This is a genomic window from Sessilibacter sp. MAH1 (assembly GCF_054658315.1).
The window spans coordinates 25,927-41,897 of the sequence record NZ_BAAGIC010000004.1 but is presented as its reverse complement, the minus strand read 5'-3'; the positions used below and the strand labels follow the sequence as shown (position 1 = coordinate 41,897).

Annotated in this window: 13 protein-coding genes; 12 read left to right on the top strand and 1 reads right to left on the bottom strand. The window is 45.9% G+C overall.

The window, feature by feature from the left end; genetic code table 11:
- Positions 1–119 precede the first annotated feature (119 nt).
- The 12 genes from ACYQ28_RS05240 to ACYQ28_RS05185 all read left to right on the top strand — a co-directional run bounded on the left by ACYQ28_RS05240 (position 120) and on the right by ACYQ28_RS05185 (position 15,409).
- Positions 120–4,025, top strand: coding sequence for a FimV/HubP family polar landmark protein (locus tag ACYQ28_RS05240; protein ID WP_460048581.1), 3,906 nt, complete (start codon positions 120–122; stop codon positions 4,023–4,025).
- A gap of 174 nt (positions 4,026–4,199) precedes the next feature.
- Complete coding sequence (truA, locus tag ACYQ28_RS05235) at positions 4,200–5,078, top strand: tRNA pseudouridine(38-40) synthase TruA (protein ID WP_460048580.1); 879 nt, start codon at positions 4,200–4,202, stop codon at positions 5,076–5,078.
- Between the two features lie 39 nt (positions 5,079–5,117).
- On the top strand, positions 5,118–5,699 hold the full coding sequence (locus tag ACYQ28_RS05230; RefSeq protein WP_460048579.1) for an NAD(P)H-dependent oxidoreductase: 582 nt from the start codon (positions 5,118–5,120) through the stop codon (positions 5,697–5,699).
- Between the two features lie 306 nt (positions 5,700–6,005).
- Positions 6,006–6,638: a phosphoribosylanthranilate isomerase gene (locus ACYQ28_RS05225; protein WP_460048578.1), complete on the top strand. Its 633-nt coding sequence runs from the start codon at positions 6,006–6,008 to the stop codon at positions 6,636–6,638.
- Between the two features lie 64 nt (positions 6,639–6,702).
- The gene (trpB, locus tag ACYQ28_RS05220) at positions 6,703–7,932 is read left to right on the top strand and encodes a tryptophan synthase subunit beta (RefSeq protein WP_460048577.1); all 1,230 of its coding nucleotides are present in this window, start codon (positions 6,703–6,705) and stop codon (positions 7,930–7,932) included.
- A gap of 77 nt (positions 7,933–8,009) precedes the next feature.
- The gene (gene trpA / locus ACYQ28_RS05215) at positions 8,010–8,819 is read left to right on the top strand and encodes a tryptophan synthase subunit alpha (protein WP_460048576.1); all 810 of its coding nucleotides are present in this window, start codon (positions 8,010–8,012) and stop codon (positions 8,817–8,819) included.
- Between the two features lie 81 nt (positions 8,820–8,900).
- Positions 8,901–9,767, top strand: a complete 867-nt coding sequence (gene accD / locus ACYQ28_RS05210) for an acetyl-CoA carboxylase, carboxyltransferase subunit beta (RefSeq protein ID WP_460048574.1) — start codon at positions 8,901–8,903, stop codon at positions 9,765–9,767.
- Between the two features lie 30 nt (positions 9,768–9,797).
- Positions 9,798–11,105, top strand: a complete 1,308-nt coding sequence (locus ACYQ28_RS05205; protein ID WP_460048573.1) for a bifunctional folylpolyglutamate synthase/dihydrofolate synthase — start codon at positions 9,798–9,800, stop codon at positions 11,103–11,105.
- A 74-nt stretch (positions 11,106–11,179) separates the two neighbouring features.
- Entirely contained in the window at positions 11,180–11,809 is a 630-nt protein-coding gene (locus tag ACYQ28_RS05200) for an SPOR domain-containing protein (protein WP_460048571.1), read from the top strand.
- Between the two features lie 158 nt (positions 11,810–11,967).
- Entirely contained in the window at positions 11,968–12,465 is a 498-nt protein-coding gene (locus ACYQ28_RS05195) for a CvpA family protein (protein ID WP_460048569.1), read from the top strand.
- Between the two features lie 76 nt (positions 12,466–12,541).
- Positions 12,542–14,077 carry an amidophosphoribosyltransferase gene (gene purF / locus ACYQ28_RS05190; protein ID WP_460048568.1) on the top strand — a complete coding sequence of 512 codons (1,536 nt, stop codon included), beginning with the start codon at positions 12,542–12,544 and terminating at the stop codon, positions 14,075–14,077.
- Between the two features lie 105 nt (positions 14,078–14,182).
- A complete protein-coding gene (locus ACYQ28_RS05185; RefSeq protein WP_460048567.1) occupies positions 14,183–15,409 on the top strand; it encodes an O-succinylhomoserine sulfhydrylase in 1,227 nt (408 codons plus the stop codon).
- A gap of 96 nt (positions 15,410–15,505) precedes the next feature.
- On the opposite strand, the gene ACYQ28_RS05180 is transcribed toward ACYQ28_RS05185, so the two are convergent.
- Complete coding sequence (locus ACYQ28_RS05180; RefSeq protein ID WP_460048565.1) at positions 15,506–15,760, bottom strand: hypothetical protein; 255 nt, start codon at positions 15,758–15,760, stop codon at positions 15,506–15,508.
- Positions 15,761–15,971: the final 211 nt, after the last annotated feature.

Here is a 15,971-nt window from a genome sequence, read left to right as displayed (position 1 = left end):
CTTTAACTTTTCATTCCACAGGTATGTGCCTGGGTGTGATTTTTCGCGTTTCAAACAACACACCTGAAGCTAATTTGTAATTAGTCGGGAAGCTATGGATACAACAAAAGGGGCGTCCAATGCGTCTTGGTAAGCTGGGGTTAACTTTTCTTTTTCTCGGTGTTGGCCTGTCTCAACAAGCACTGTCGTTAGGTCTTGGTGAGATTAAGGTCAATTCAACACTGAATCAGCCTTTGGATGCTGAGATTCGATTGCTTCAAGTTCGTGATCTTACCGATCAGGAAGTTTTGGTAGGTATTGCTTCAAACGAAGAGTTTTCTAAACTTGGGGTCGATCGCAGTTTCTTTCTAAATAATCTTCGATTTAAGGTTGTTTTAGATAATCCTTCGGGCCCTATCGTAAAAGTAACTTCTACTGAAATTGTTCGCGAGCCATTCCTAAATTTCTTGGTAGAAAGTCAGTGGCCAAGCGGTCGTGTACTTCGAGAGTACACTTTGCTGCTTGATTTGCCGGTCTTCAGTGCTCAATCTAGTCCAGTTGTGCAAGCTCCCGCGGCTACTCGCAATACTCAAACCACTCAAGCACCGCGAACATCGACTGCTCCAACAACAACTACTTCGCAGGCAGCTCCCGTAACAAGATCTACGTCTCCGACGACAGCGGCTAACACCAGCGCTGCGCCGGTTAATCGCGGCGAGGGCGGTACCTTCGGCCCGGTTCAGTCTGACGATACCCTATGGGAAATTGCCGCAACCCACCGTCCAAGCTCAGAATTTAGCATTCAACAGACGATGATAGCGATACAACGTCTGAACCCAGAAGCGTTCATCAACGGCAACATCAATCTGTTGAGAAAAGGACAGGTTCTACGATTGCCTTCTGAAGGGGACCTGCGCGGATTAAGTCAGACCCAAGCCGTAAACGAAGTTGCCTTTCAGAACAGCCAATGGAGTTCCGGCGAGAGCTATGGTCCTGGTTTGAGTGCCACCGCACCAACTCGCACACCATCAAAGACAAGTACCTCTGTTGAAGGCCGAGTTTCTTTGGGCGTTAATGAAAGCCCGTCGAACACCTCAGATTCGGGCTCTGCTCGTGGTGCCGACTCGCAAAAAGTTTCTTCACTGGAGAATGAGTTAGCAATTACTCTTGAGCAGCTCGATACTTCAAAGAGGGAGAATACCGAATTAAAAAGCCGCGTTTCCGATTTAGAACAGCAAATCGAAACCATGGAGCGCTTGCTCTCTGTATCTAACGATCAGCTGCGTGCTTTGCAGTTGACCTCGGCAGATAACGCTAATGCTGAGATTCCTACAGACGAATCTGGTTTGTCTTCTGAAGATATTTCTGAAACCAATTCTGAAGATGCTTCTAACGTTGATGATGAGTTAGCCAATTCCGAATCGCCCACGACATCGGTTGATGGTTCGCCGGATGTCGGTTCTGATGTCGAAGACGGAGAAAATGGCGCTGAGTATGCCAGTGACGACTCTGAAGTCTCTGAAGCTCCAGCACCTGTTGTACAAACACCACCGCAACAAAATCCACGCACGGTTGTTACCGCGCCTCCAGCAAAGCAACCTAGCTTTTTAGATTTCATCTTCGACAATCTTTACGTTGTAGGCGCCGCACTGCTTGGCGTGCTGTTGTTGGTGCTTTTGCTTGTTCGCCGAATGATGGCTAAAAAAGCCGAAAAAGAAGAGGCGATAGCTGAAGAAGAGCTTGTAAATCCTTTCGAATCGGATCGAGCCGAAGATGATATCGATGATCTGGAAATGCCAGATGATGATAGTTTTGCTAATGATTTTGATGATCAAACAGTTCGTCTAGCGGATAACGACGATACTACAGAACCTAACTTGTCTGATGACGAAGAGACTCTTTCTCAAGAGGCCTTGGCAAATATCAATCCAGAAGAAGTCATCGCGGAAGCCGATATTTACATCGCCTACGGTAAGTACGATCAAGCCGAAGATATGCTTAAACGCGCGTTAATGGCCGAACCTGGCAATGTTGATGCGAGAGTGAAATTATTAGAGGTATACGCAGAATCCGGCAATCTTGAAAAATTTGATCAGCAGTTCGAAAAGGTTCACGAATCTGGAGATAATTCAGGAATTGTTCGTGGCAACCAACTGCGCTCACAATTCGCCAACGCACTTCCTTATGCTGGAATGGTGGCTGCTGGCGCGGCCTTGGCCTCGGAAGACTTCAGTAGTTTGGATTTGGATGTCGACAATAATGAGGCCGACGGATTTGGTGAGATAGATTTCAGTGCATTAGGTGATAGCGATCAAGATTCGGAATCTGGTTTGCTGGACGAGCTTTCGTCTACTGAACAAGAAACCGAAGATGATGATTTCGACTTCGATCTAATGGCCGGTGACGACACCAAAAACGAAGAGGTCGATGATCTCGATTTTGATAGCTTCGATATTGATACCGATTTTACTGGCGCAAGCTCTGATAGCGAAGTTGCTGAAGCCGACGGCTTTGATTTAGATTCCGACTTTTCCAGTTTAGATGAAGCACAAGAAGATCTTGTGGTGGATCAAGAAGCGGAAGATTTATCGTTCGATCTAGATTTGGATTTCGATAATTTTACCAATGAAAACACGGAATCTGTGAGCATTGATGATGGTCATGAAGTTGATTCCAGTCTTGGTGAAAATGAACTTGAAGACCTTTCTTTTGATACAGATTTTGACGGCGATCTAGACGATGCATCCTTGTCACTAGATCAGCCTGAAAGTATGGATCTTGGTGAGATAGACATGTCACCAGATCTAGAAGACGACTCTTTTGATTTCAATTTAGATCTAGATGCAGATAGTTCTGAACCTGTGTCTGACGTTTTAGGTGTATCTCTTGATTTTGCGGGCACTACAGACGATACCGATTCGGAACTTGACGAATTCGACCTTGATCTCGATATGGATGAGGAGGCAACTGCCTCCGTCGATACCGTAGAAACGAGTTTGGACGATAACGATTTGGATATGGCCGATGACTCTCTATCTGCTCCATATTCAATGGACTTATCGTTGGATGATCAGCCAGAGACTTCTGAGGATGAATCCGATTTAGCGTTAGATGATGTCGATAGTCTTGAATTAGATTTTGAAGAGCCTACCGATGTTGTCGAAGATGAACTCGATTTTGCGACCGACGATTTAGATCTTGGCTCGCCAGAATCTTTTGATGCTCCACACTCTTTTGAAACTACAGAAGCCTTCGAAGAAGAATCTATCGATTTGGACGATGGCTTAGATCTTGAAAGTATGGATGGCGGCGAGTTGGATGATTCCATGTTTGCCGACATTGACAATGATCTTGCCTTTGACGAACAAGCCGATGAGTCTGCTGAAGAACCTTTGCTTGATGGTGACACCTCCGACGAGGTGGTGAGCCTTGAAGAAACTCCAGAGTTATCCATCGAAGACGACAGCGTGCTGGAGCTTTCAGATCTAGAAAACTCTCTTGATTTAGAAGCTTTAGATGAAGAGATGGAAGCCTTATCCTCCGTTGACATTGAAGATGAGCTTGAGTCTGTTGATGCTGACGAAAAGCTAGATGATTTAGAAGGTAATGATCCGTTCGAGTTAGACTCTGAATTGGATTTAGATGAAGGTCTTGCTATTGATGATGAGTTAGAAACCATCGATGCCGAGCTCGATTCTGACCTAGAAGATCTTGATGTTGCTGAGTCTGAGATCGATATTCCTGAGCTTTCAGAACAAGACATCGATTTAGAGGACTTGTCTGACGATGTATTTGATGAAGCACTTGCATCAATTCAAGATGAAAACCTAGATGATTCGGCTGAAGTTGAATTTAACGAGCTCGATACCGAAATGAGCTTTTTAGCGGGAACCGACGAATCTGACACCAAACTGAATCTTGCTAAAGCCTACATCGATATGGGTGATGCCGATGGCGCCAGAGATATTCTGGATGAAGTTTTGAGTGAAGGTAACGATCAACAAAAGCAAGAAGCTGAAGATTTAATGGCTAAAATACCGTCGTAGATTTTTTGTTAAATTGCTGAATTAAAAATACCCCAGCTTGTCTGGGGTATTTTTTTATAGCAGCGCGACAAAATCGTCTTACAGGATTGGATATGTCATTGTCGGTATATCGCGCCAATCAACAGCTTTCTCAATAACTTTCCCGATCACTTTATCAATATATTTCCAAGTCACATGGTTGCACGTAAAGAGTACTCGCCTAATTGCGAGATTTTACCCGGTATGACGGTACCTGCTAATGTCAGGCGAATTGCTCTGGGGGTTGAATATGACGGCTCAGTTTTTAGAGGTTTTCAGATTCAACCGCACGATCCGCAAACCGTGCAGCAAGCACTGCATGACTCTTTGAGCGATATCGCTAACGAACCCATAAGTTTGGTTTGTGCGGGACGAACAGATTCTGGAGTGCACGCCAGCGGTCAGGTGATCCATTTCGATTTAACCGTTGATCGACCCGAGCGAGCTTGGACACTGGGTGTTAACACAAAATTACCGGATCAAATTGCCGTAAAATGGGCGAAATCCGTGGATTTGAGTTTTCATGCGCGCTTTTCCGCGGGCAGTAGAACCTACCGATACATCATCCAAAACACGCCAGCGCGGCCGGGTATTTTCAACAAGAAGGTAACTTGGGATAAGCGAACACTCGATATTCAGTCTATGTATCAAGCATCGCAATTGTTGGTGGGTGAGCACGACTTCAGCTCATTTCGAGCGTCACAATGCCAAGCTGTCAGTCCCATTCGACGAGTCCATTACATCGATATTGGGGTGATGCACGACTTTATCATCATTGAGATTCAGGCCAACGCCTTCTTACACCATATGGTTCGAAACATTGTTGGTGTTTTGTTAACCATTGGTGCTGGTGAGAAACCGTTGGGTTGGATGCAAGAAGTTCTAGATGCAAAAGACCGTACCGCCGGTGGTGTTACTGCGCCTCCACACGGTCTTTATTTGGTTCATGTCGAATATCCGGCGCACTTTGCTATTCCAACTCCGATTCCGGGACCGGGCTTTCTTACCCATCCTTTAAGGTACTTCGCAAATTAGCGCGCTTGGTTGTTTGGCTAGAGACACAGGGAAATATTCGTGAATTGTTTAATGGTTGTAGCACATCCACTTGATAACAGCTTGTGTAAATTCTTAGCTCAGAAGTCTGTCGAGCACCTGGAATCTAAAGGTTACCAAGTAACGGTCAAAGACCTGTATAGAGAAGAGTTTAATCCTGTATTAACAACAAGTGAAAGGAAAAGCTATTACGGCCCACAATTTGATAGCGAAGCTCTTGGGCAAGATCTAGCTCAGCTCAAAAACGCTCAATCTTTAGTTATATTATTTCCAACTTGGTGGTTTGGATTCCCTGCAATATTAAAGGGTTGGTTTGACCGTGTTTGGGCTCCTGGTTATGCATATCAACATGCCGCCGATTTTGGTCCCATAGCGCCTAAGTTAACGCATTTAAAAGAAGTTAAAGTAATTACTACCTTAGGTTCACCTTGGTGGGTTGATTTCTTTATTTTAAGGCGTCCAGTTCGGAGAATTCTTAAAACAGCATTGGTTGGAACCTGCACAAAGAATTGCAGTTTCACAATGCTATCGCTCTACTCCAGTGAGAGGCTCACACAGTCAAAAGTTGAAAACTTTGTCAGAAAAATAGAGAAGAAACTCTAGAGGTACTTGGATTAATTAAGAATAGGTTAATTAGGTTTCCGCACCGGTTGTGTGCTTAACCTCTGATAACGGTTTATGGGTGCGGTATTATAAACTTGCAGTAAAAATCTATAACCCACACGCATACTCGTACAGAGCGGGAAATGCTCTCGTTTGAGGGTAATCACCAAAGACTGTTGTGATTATTCGTAGAATTCGGTTATGAGAATCTGTTAGTATTGCCGGCTTTCTGAGGCACAACTGTGTAAATAGTCGAATAATTTGGTTGTCTGCCCATTCTGTATACCTAGAGGAATGCATCTCTTAATGTCTGCAAATCCAAGAGTCAAAATCTGCGGTCTGACAAATGTTGAAGATGCCTTATCAGCAGTTGAGCTTGGTGCTGACGCTATTGGTTTGGTCTTTTACCCCAAAAGTCCTCGGTTTGTTGATCTTAACACTGCCAGAGAGATCGCCCTAAAGGTTGGTCCTTTTACCACTGTGGTTGGCTTGTTTGTTGATGCCTCTGTTGATGTTATTAATTCCACTCTAGAGAAAGTTCCTCTGCACCTATTGCAGTTTCACGGTGACGAAACCCCTGAATATTGCGCTCAATTCTCTCGACCCTACATAAAGGCGTTTCGCATGGCGCCAGGGCTAGAAGTTGAAGCTTTGATGGATAAATACACAGGCGCCAGTGGCTTTTTACTCGATGCCTATAAGCCTGGAGTTCCGGGTGGTACAGGGCAGAGTTTTGAATGGCAGAGATTCCCTCGTTATTGTAAATACCCACTTATTTTGGCCGGTGGTTTGAATCCCGATAACGTTTCTGGTGCGCTAGCAAGCACCGAAGCCTACGCCGTTGACGTGAGCGGCGGGGTAGAAAGTTCTCCCGGTCAAAAAGACGTCACTAAAATGATGTCGTTTATTAATTCGGTTAAACATCCGCCCTGGCGATAGTTCATTCCAAAATTAATCTAAAACTGAACTTCGTTAGTATTCATTTTTATTTCGAGATTTTGCTATGAGCCAGGCTAAAGTTCAGTCAGCTAATGTTGACTACGCCGCTTTCCCCGACAAAACCGGACATTTCGGCCCTTATGGTGGTCGTTTTGTCTCCGAAACCCTAATTTCTGCTTTAGACGATCTGACCGAAATGTACGAGCGTCTAAAGAACGATCCAGAATTCCTAGCCGAGTTCGATAAAGATCTTGCTTACTTTGTGGGTCGTCCTTCACCGTTGTATTTTGCAGAGCGCTGGAGCAAGAACGCCGGTGGTGCAAAAATTTATCTTAAACGAGAAGATTTAAATCATACCGGCGCGCACAAGGTTAATAACACCATTGGTCAAGCGCTGCTAGCGAAACACAGTGGCAAAAAACGTGTGATCGCCGAGACTGGTGCCGGTCAACACGGTGTTGCTACCGCAACTATCGCCGCTCGTTTGGGTATGGAATGTATTGTGTACATGGGCGCCGAAGACGTTAAACGTCAGGCAATGAACGTGTATCGCATGAAACTACTGGGCGCAGAGGTTATTCCCGTAACTTCAGGCTCTAAAACCCTAAAAGATGCAATGAACGAAGCCATGCGCGATTGGGTAACTAATGTTGATAATACTTTTTATATTATCGGCACCGTCGCTGGCCCACACCCTTATCCGCAACTGGTGCGTGATTTCCAATCCATTATTGGTCGTGAAGCGCGCAGCCAATGCCTTGAGCTTACCGGACGCTTACCAGATGCTTTAGTGGCCTGTGTTGGTGGCGGTTCGAATGCAATTGGTTTATTCCATCCGTTTTTGAACGACGAAACCGTAGCCATGTACGGTGTTGAAGCAGCCGGTTACGGCTTAGAAAGTGGTAAGCATGCGGCGCCATTAAATGAAGGCATTCCGGGTATTTTGCACGGCAATCGAACCTATTTGATGGAAGACGAAGACGGCCAAATTATCGAAACCCACTCGGTATCTGCCGGTCTTGATTATCCCGGTGTTGGCCCGGAGCATAGCTGGTTGAAAGACCTCGGTCGCGTGCATTATGGCGCCATTGATGACGAGGAGGCGCTTAATGCCTTTAGAATGCTAACTCGAGTAGAAGGTATTATCCCTGCGCTTGAAAGCAGTCATGCCATTGCCTATGCCGATAAATTGGCTCGTGAAATGACGCCAGATCAAACAATCGTGGTTAACTTATCGGGCCGTGGCGACAAAGACATTCACACCGTTGCCGAAATCGACGGTATTGTCGTCTGATTTTCGTATTGCATATTCAGTGAGCAGCTCTGCATTGAGCTGCTTCTACCCCAAAATATTATTAAGCATTCACTACTATGAATCGAATTTCGAAACGCTTAAGTGATCTCAAAGCCGAAGGCCGCAAAGCACTGGTTACCTACATTGTTAATGGCGATCCAAACCCAGACGTAACTTTGCTAACCATGCACAAACTGGTAGAGAAGGGTGCCGATATTATCGAACTTGGTGTGCCTTTTTCTGACCCAATGGCAGAAGGTCCAGTTATCCAGCGCGGTCATGAGCGTGCTCTAGCTCATAAAACCAGTTTAAGAAATACTTTGGCTGTTGTTAAAAGTTTTCGCGAAACTAATCAGGATACGCCCGTTGTGTTGATGGGTTATGCGAATCCGGTTGAGCGCATGGGCGCCGAGGTTTTTGCAGAAAACGCAAAAAACGCAGGTGTTGATGGCTTGTTAACGGTTGATTTGCCACCAGAAGAAGCCCCAATATTAATTGATAAGTTAAAAACCGCCGAATTAGAAAATATTTTCTTATTAGCGCCAACCACGCCACGAGAGCGAGCAGAAAAAATTGTCTCCATGGCTTCGGGCTTTTTATACTATGTGTCTTTAAAAGGCGTGACCGGCGCCGGCCATTTAAACATCGCTGAAGTTGATCAACGCATCAATGAATTGCGTACGATGACTGATTTGCCGATTTGCGTAGGTTTTGGCATCAAAGACGGTGAATCTGCGAAAGCCATTGGCAAAAGTGCCGACGGCGTTGTGGTAGGAAGTTTATTAGTTGCCAAAATGGGCGAGTTAGAAAACGAAAGTCCAGAAATGATTGCACAAGCTGTTGGTGATCTTATCGAACCTATTCGTAAGGCCATCGACGAGCAATAATTGCTTCCGGTTGAATAATTAGGCGCTTGATTCTTCAAGTGTTGATTTTGAGTAAAAGTTAATTTTTAAAGCAGAAAAATTATGAGTTGGTTAGAAAAAATTAAACCCAACGTAATCATGTCTCAGCGTAAGCGCGGTACCAGCAAGGTACCTGAAGGCCTCTGGAAAAAGTGCGTTAAATGTGCAGCGGTTTTGTACCGTCCAGAGCTTGAGCGCAACAATGATGTGTGTCCAAAGTGTGATCACCATATGCGCATTGGCGCTCGTCGTCGCCTCGATATTTTCTTGGATCAAGATGGTCGCGAAGAATTAGCAACCGATGTATTACCCATTGATCGCTTGAAATTCAAAGATATCAAAAAATACAAAGATCGCTTAACCGAAGCACAAAAAGCCACCGGTGAAAAAGAAGCGCTTATCGCAATGCGTGGTACTTTAAAAACCATGCCGGTAGTTGCGGTAGCGTTCGAATTTGCTTTTCACGGCGGCTCTATGGGTTACGTGGTTGGTGAGCGTTTCACCCGTGCGGCACAGTTGGCTTTGAAAGAAAAAATACCATTGGTGTGCTTCTCGGCAACCGGTGGTGCGCGCATGCAAGAAGCGCTGATTTCACTGATGCAAATGGCCAAAACCAGTGCCGTTATTGAGCGACTAAAGCAAGAAGGTATTCCTTATATTTCGATCATGACCGATCCCGTTTATGGCGGTGTATCGGCATCTTTGGCATTGCTGGGCGACATCAATGCGGCTGAACCGGGCGCACGTGCAGGTTTTGCGGGTCCTGCGATTATTGAGCAGACCATTCGTCAAAAACTTCCGGCCGGATTCCAACGCAGTGAGTTTTTGCTGGAGCATGGCGCCATTGACATGATCATTCATCGCAACGATATGCGTGATCGAGTCGCAAGTTTGCTCTCTAAGTTTACCGGCGTTGCCATCGCTTCCTAATTAGAATTCTTCTCTAGGTTAGTTCAGTTCATGCGTTACGAGACTCTTGATGGTTGGCTGCAATGGCAGCAAACGCTCCATCCGAAAGCCATCGACATGAGTCTCAACCGAATTGCTGCTGTTGCCAGTAATATGTCGATTGATACTGCTGGATTAAAATCGCAGCCAGTGCAAATCGTCACTATTGCTGGAACTAACGGCAAAGGTTCCTGCGTTAAAAGCTTTGAATCTTTGTTGCTTGCCCAAGGTAAAACCGTTGGTTGTTTTACCTCTCCACACCTACTTCGCTATAACGAACGCATTCGTATTAATAATGCCTCGGCGACGGATTCCGATATTCTCTCTGCATTTGCCGCCATCGATAATGCCCGAGGCGATATCTCGTTAACGTACTTTGAATTTTCTACGTTAGCGGCTTTGTACTTGTTCAAAGAGCACAAGGTTGATTTTATTGTTTTAGAGGTTGGGCTCGGTGGGCGATTAGACTCCACCAATATCATCGATGCAGACTTGTGCGTTGTTACTTCTATTGATATTGATCATGTGCAATGGCTTGGCGATAACAGAGAATCGATTGGTCGAGAGAAAGCGGGAATATTCCGAGCGAACACACCGGCGATTTGCGCCGACTGTGATCCTCCTCAGTCGATCAGCGCTTATGCTGATCAATGCGGCGCTCGGCTTTACGACTGCTTTAGCGGATTTCGCTACGCCGTTAATGACGGCACTTTGCAGATATCGTTGCAAAAAGACGCCAGTGATACGCTAGAAATTTCTGTTCCGACCCCTAATTTACCCATTGGCAGTGTTGCCTCAGCGATTGCTGGCTTGGCGCTATTGGGGCAATTGCCAGCAGAACCAGCTCTTGTGCAAACTGTTCAAAATTTGCAATTAGCTGGCCGCAATCATCGTGTTCAGATTGGTAATGTGACGGTTATTTTAGATGTTGCACACAACCCGGCCGCAGCCCGAAGTATGGCAAGTCGTATTGAGAAAAGCCCGAAAGTTGCGCGGCTCGCGCTATGTGCTGCCATGGCCGATAAAGATTTGGCCAAAATTTTTCAACCCTTGGCAGGATTGTTTTTAGGATGGTTCCTGCCAACTCTTGAAGATAATAGCCGAGCATCTACACCGGAAAATACAGCAACGTTATTAAGGCCAAAGCTTGATCCTCAGGTGGAGTTGGTTGTTTTCAACGACTTCAAGTCATCCTTGGACTCCGCCTTATCTAAACTCGAACATCTGAGTGATAACGGAACCAATCCTGTCGAACTTTATATCTTTGGTTCGTTCTACACCGTTGAAGCTGGAATGCGGGCACTGAATGTTGAGGTTTAATTGCTATTTATCCAGCCGTCAAATGTCGCAAATTTCAGCAAGATTGACCCGAAACTTAAAGAGGGAAAAGAGCGTTGGATAGTGGTGTAAAACAACGAATTATTGGTGCCGCGGTGCTTGGTGCCGTCGCCGTGATTTTTTTGCCGAGTTTGCTGTTTCGTGAAGTTGAACCGGAGATTGATACCACCACCCAAGTGCCCATTGCTCCGAAATTTGAGTTTGAACCGATTCCAGAGCCAAGTAAGCCATTGGGAATCGACACGGTTGAAAACCCTGATGAGCTCTTTCAACCTGTCCCAGAACAACCGGAAGACGTGCCAAATTCGGTTCAGCAAAACTCTGGCTCTAATACTAGCTCTTCCGAAACCCTATCAGTGCCGCCAAAAATCTCTGAACCAAAACAATCTATTTCACCACCTGCTGACGAAACCGACGGAAACCCCTCACTCGATGAATATGGCCTGCCAAAAGCCTGGGTTTTGCAGGTGGGTAGTTTTTCCAACAGCGAGCGTGCCCAGGAGTACAGCCAAAAGCTTATCGACGACGGCTTCAAGGCGTTTGTTCGACCTTTTCAAAGCGATAACAAAACCGTGTACCGCGTTCTAGTTGGTCCCAATATTAATCGCAATGACGCCTCAGACATTAAAGTAAAAATCGACGCCGCATATCGTATCGACTCATTAATTATGCGCTATCAACCCTAAAGCAAGCACATTATTCGAGGAAAATCTTGTCCGATAACGGTGCAGCAAGTTCAGCTTTTTGATGATTTTTGTGACCGCTCTGTTAGAATCGCGAGCTTTCTTGAGTATGGCCACTTTGAATCCCCGTATTGTTTGAGAAATAAGTCACTGGAATTGCTATGAATGAGGCCGATTGGGCTATTGTTGCAGCCTTGGTTATCTCTGGATTGATCAGCCTCTGGCGTGGGTTCGTAAAGGAAGCTTTGTCGCTAGTCATTTGGTCGGCCGCGCTAATAATCGCTGTTTTGTTTCATCAACCGCTGGCCGAAGTGTTATCGCCACATATTGAAACGCCATCACTTCGAGACATAGTAGCGATTGCGATTTTATTCTTCTCCACGCTTATCGTTGGCAGCATCATAAGATTATTAATCAGCGGACTCGTTGATGCTACCGGACTGAGCGGTACTGATCGATTTTTAGGACTACTCTTTGGCTTATTAAGAGCAGTAGTTGTGATACTGGCGATCCTTATCACTCTACCTGACTACATTCCCATCGACCAAGACGGTTGGTGGCAGGAATCGGCTTTGATTCCCCAGTTTTTAAAAATGGAAAGCTGGTTTAAAGAGATTGTGGATGCAATCAAAGGTTTATATTCGTCGATTTTGGGGTAAAACCCGCTTTCTGTGATCTGGTTTAATTTGCTCTAACCAGCTCAGACTGAGCTGTAAAACTTATAGAGGTAGTTCTATGTGCGGAATTGTTGGTGTTGTAGGCCATACAAATGTCAATTTGGATTTGTATGATGCGCTGACTATGCTTCAACATCGAGGTCAAGATGCCGCCGGTATCATGACTTGTCACGATGGCCGTATTGCACAACAAAAAGCAAACGGCTTGGTTCGTGATGTGTTTCGCTCAAGCCACATGCAACGTTTGGTCGGTAAATATGGTATCGGTCATGTCCGTTATCCAACAGCCGGTAACTCCGGGCCCGCGCTTGCGCAACCGTTTTACGTAAACTCACCCTACGGTATTGGATTGGCACACAACGGTAATCTAACCAATACCGAAGAAGTGAAAGAACACATCTATAAAACCGATCTACGCCACGTCAATACCGATTCTGATTCAGAAGTTCTGCTAAACGTTTTTGCCCACGAATTACAAAAGCTCAATAAGCTCCAACCCAGCCCCGATGACATCTTTACAGCAATTAGCCGAGTTCACGAACGGGTGCGAGGTGGTTATGCGGTAGTTGCGTTGATCGCCGACTACGGAATTGTGGCCTTTCGCGATCCTAACGGTATTCGACCATTGGTTATTGGTCACAGAAAGTCCTCGGCAGGCAAATCGTTCATGATTGCGTCTGAGAGCTGCGCGTTTAGCTCCAGTGGCTATCAACTGCTGCGAGACGTCGCTCCCGGTGAGGCTATTTTTATCACCAAAGATGCTGAGTTTTATTCCAAGCAATGCGCCGAAGCACCGCGCTTGCGCCCGTGTATTTTCGAACACGTTTACTTTGCTCGACCCGACTCCATAATGGACGGTGTTTCTGTTTATAAATCACGCCTGCGCCAAGGTGAACGTTTAGCCGCGAAAATAGTTCGCGAGCGCCCCGATCACGATATTCACGTGGTGATTCCGATTCCCGATTCTAGCCGAGTAGCGGGCCAGATGGTTGCTCAAAATCTGGGCGTTAAATTCCGCGAAGGTTTGGTGAAAAATCGCTACATTGGTCGTACCTTCATTATGCCCGGCCAACAACAACGCAAAAAATCGGTACGTCAAAAGCTCAATGCCATCGATCTAGAGTTTAAAGGTAAAAACGTGTTGTTGGTGGATGACTCCATTGTGCGAGGCACCACCTGCCAACAAATTATCCAAATGGCTCGTGAAGCGGGCGCGGCAAAAGTGTATTTTGCTTCCGCATCACCTGCGGTGAAGTTTCCAAACGTCTACGGTATTGATATGCCGAGTGCCACTGAGCTGATTGCCCATGGCCGATCGGAAGAAGATGTGCGTAAAGAGATTGGTGCTGATTGGTTGATTTATCAAGATATTGATGATCTTGTTGCCGCTTCTCATGACGGTAATCCGAATATTGAAGAGTTCGAATCGGCAGTATTTACGGGTGAATATATTACCGATGACGTTGACCAAGATTATCTCGACAAGTTGGCCGCAGCCCGTAATGATTCGGCCATGTCGAATAAAAACTTACAGTCCAGTCAAGAAGACGCGCTGATTGGCATTCATAACGAAAGCAGCGACTCGTCTATGTAACAGAATTTTGAGCGGTTCTGAGTGCGTTTACCATCGGACCGGTTCTCGCAATTACTGCGCTGAAGACTGGTTTTGAACATCGAATGACCAAGTGATTTTATTCAAATGATTGACGATATTTTTGACGATGAACACTTTCTACGTGACGCTGGTATAGACACCCTTGCGGTTCGCGCGGGAATTCGTCGCACCCAAGAAGGTGAGCACAGCGAGCCAATTTTTACCACATCCAGCTACGTGTTTGAATCCGCTCAGGCGGCGGCAAACCGTTTCTCCGGTGAAGAGCCGGGTAATGTCTATTCGCGTTACACCAACCCAACCGTACGTGTGTTTCAAGAACGCATCGCGGCGCTTGAAGGTGGCGAGGCCGCAGTTGCGACGTCGTCGGGTATGGGGGCGATTCTTACTCTGTGCATGGCGCTTTTGAAATCTGGCGATCACGTGATTTGTTCACGCAGTGTGTTTGGCACCACGTCGGTTTTGTTCAACAAATACATGGGCAAAATGGGTGTTAGCACAACCTTTGTGAATCCTCTAGATTACGATCAGTGGCAGCAGGCACTTACCGATCAAACTCGTTTGATGTTTATCGAAACACCATCGAATCCTTTATGTGATGTTGTGGATATCGCTCGGTTGGCTGAAATCGCCCACAAAGGCGGTTGCAAGCTGGTGGTTGATAACTGTTTTTGTACGCCGGCGTTGCAGCGACCATTAAGTTTAGGTGCTGATATCGTCGTACATTCGGCGACCAAATATTTAGACGGTCAAGGCCGTTGTGTGGGTGGCGCGATTGTGGGTAATGTCGCCGATATGGACGAAGCTTTGGCATTTGTGCGCAGCTGTGGGCCAACCATGAGCCCCTTCAACGCTTGGGTTTTTTTAAAAGGATTAGAGACTCTTCGCTTGCGAATGGATGCACACAGCGCGAATGCTTTAACGCTGGCGAACTGGCTGCACGCAAAAACCACTGAAGCCAATCCGGTTATCGAAAAAGTATTCTATGCGGGTCTAGCATCTCATCCGGGCCATGAGCTGGCTGCCAAGCAACAACGAGCCTTTGGCGGTGTTTTATCGTTCCGTGTTGTTGGTGGTCGTGAGCAAGCGTGGAAATTTATCGATGCCACCAAAATTATGTCTTTGACGGCGAATTTAGGCGATGCCAAAACTACCATCGTTCATCCTGCGACAACCACTCACGGTCGTTTAAGCGATGATGATAAGCGTACTGCCGGGATCACAGAAAGTTTGATTCGAATTTCGGTAGGACTCGAAAGCATTGAAGATTTAATTGCAGATCTAGAGCGCGGCGTAGCAGCGCTGAATGGTTAATCGTTAGATCTCGGTCTCAGATTTGCGCCTTCTAGAGCAGTCTATAAGGCGCAACTTCGCTTCTTCTCTCTTCTCTTTATTTTTCAGCGTTCGCCGTTAACTCGCAAAAGCCTGATAAACCACAATGTAAATTGGCAAGCAGATCAACCAGCCAATAAAAACCATCTTAAAAAATCCATCGCGCTCGCTATGACCAACGGCGGCTAATCCCTGCAATTGATTTTTCTGAATTGGTCGGAATACTCGATAGAGCTTGGTGATCATCACGCCCACAGCAATAGGCAGTAATATCGAGACGATGATCAATGCTATATAAGCCCAAGCGACGGGAGGAATTTTACCGCTGTACAAAGTTTATACCTCTTGAGTTTAAGTGTATGACGATTATAACTGGCTTGGTTAGTTCTTCGGTTAAGAAATATTTTCTAGACACAACATTCGTGGAATAAAAAGCCAAAACTCGTCGCAAATCTCACGAGTTCATTCTCTTTTCCTTGTTCAACGACGTCTTTCTCGGCTTAATGGCAACTAAGATTGTAAAAGCTGTCAAACTTTGGGTTTG

Coding starts and splice junctions, on each gene's coding strand:
- ACYQ28_RS05185 (WP_460048567.1), top strand. CDS start 14,183: ATGATTGACGATATTTTTGACGATGAACACTTTCTACGTGACGCTGGT.
- ACYQ28_RS05205 (WP_460048573.1), top strand. CDS start 9,798: ATGCGTTACGAGACTCTTGATGGTTGGCTGCAATGGCAGCAAACGCTC.
- truA (WP_460048580.1), top strand. CDS start 4,200: ATGGTTGCACGTAAAGAGTACTCGCCTAATTGCGAGATTTTACCCGGT.
- purF (WP_460048568.1), top strand. CDS start 12,542: ATGTGCGGAATTGTTGGTGTTGTAGGCCATACAAATGTCAATTTGGAT.
- trpB (WP_460048577.1), top strand. CDS start 6,703: ATGAGCCAGGCTAAAGTTCAGTCAGCTAATGTTGACTACGCCGCTTTC.
- ACYQ28_RS05240 (WP_460048581.1), top strand. CDS start 120: ATGCGTCTTGGTAAGCTGGGGTTAACTTTTCTTTTTCTCGGTGTTGGC.
- trpA (WP_460048576.1), top strand. CDS start 8,010: ATGAATCGAATTTCGAAACGCTTAAGTGATCTCAAAGCCGAAGGCCGC.
- accD (WP_460048574.1), top strand. CDS start 8,901: ATGAGTTGGTTAGAAAAAATTAAACCCAACGTAATCATGTCTCAGCGT.
- ACYQ28_RS05225 (WP_460048578.1), top strand. CDS start 6,006: ATGTCTGCAAATCCAAGAGTCAAAATCTGCGGTCTGACAAATGTTGAA.
- ACYQ28_RS05195 (WP_460048569.1), top strand. CDS start 11,968: ATGAATGAGGCCGATTGGGCTATTGTTGCAGCCTTGGTTATCTCTGGA.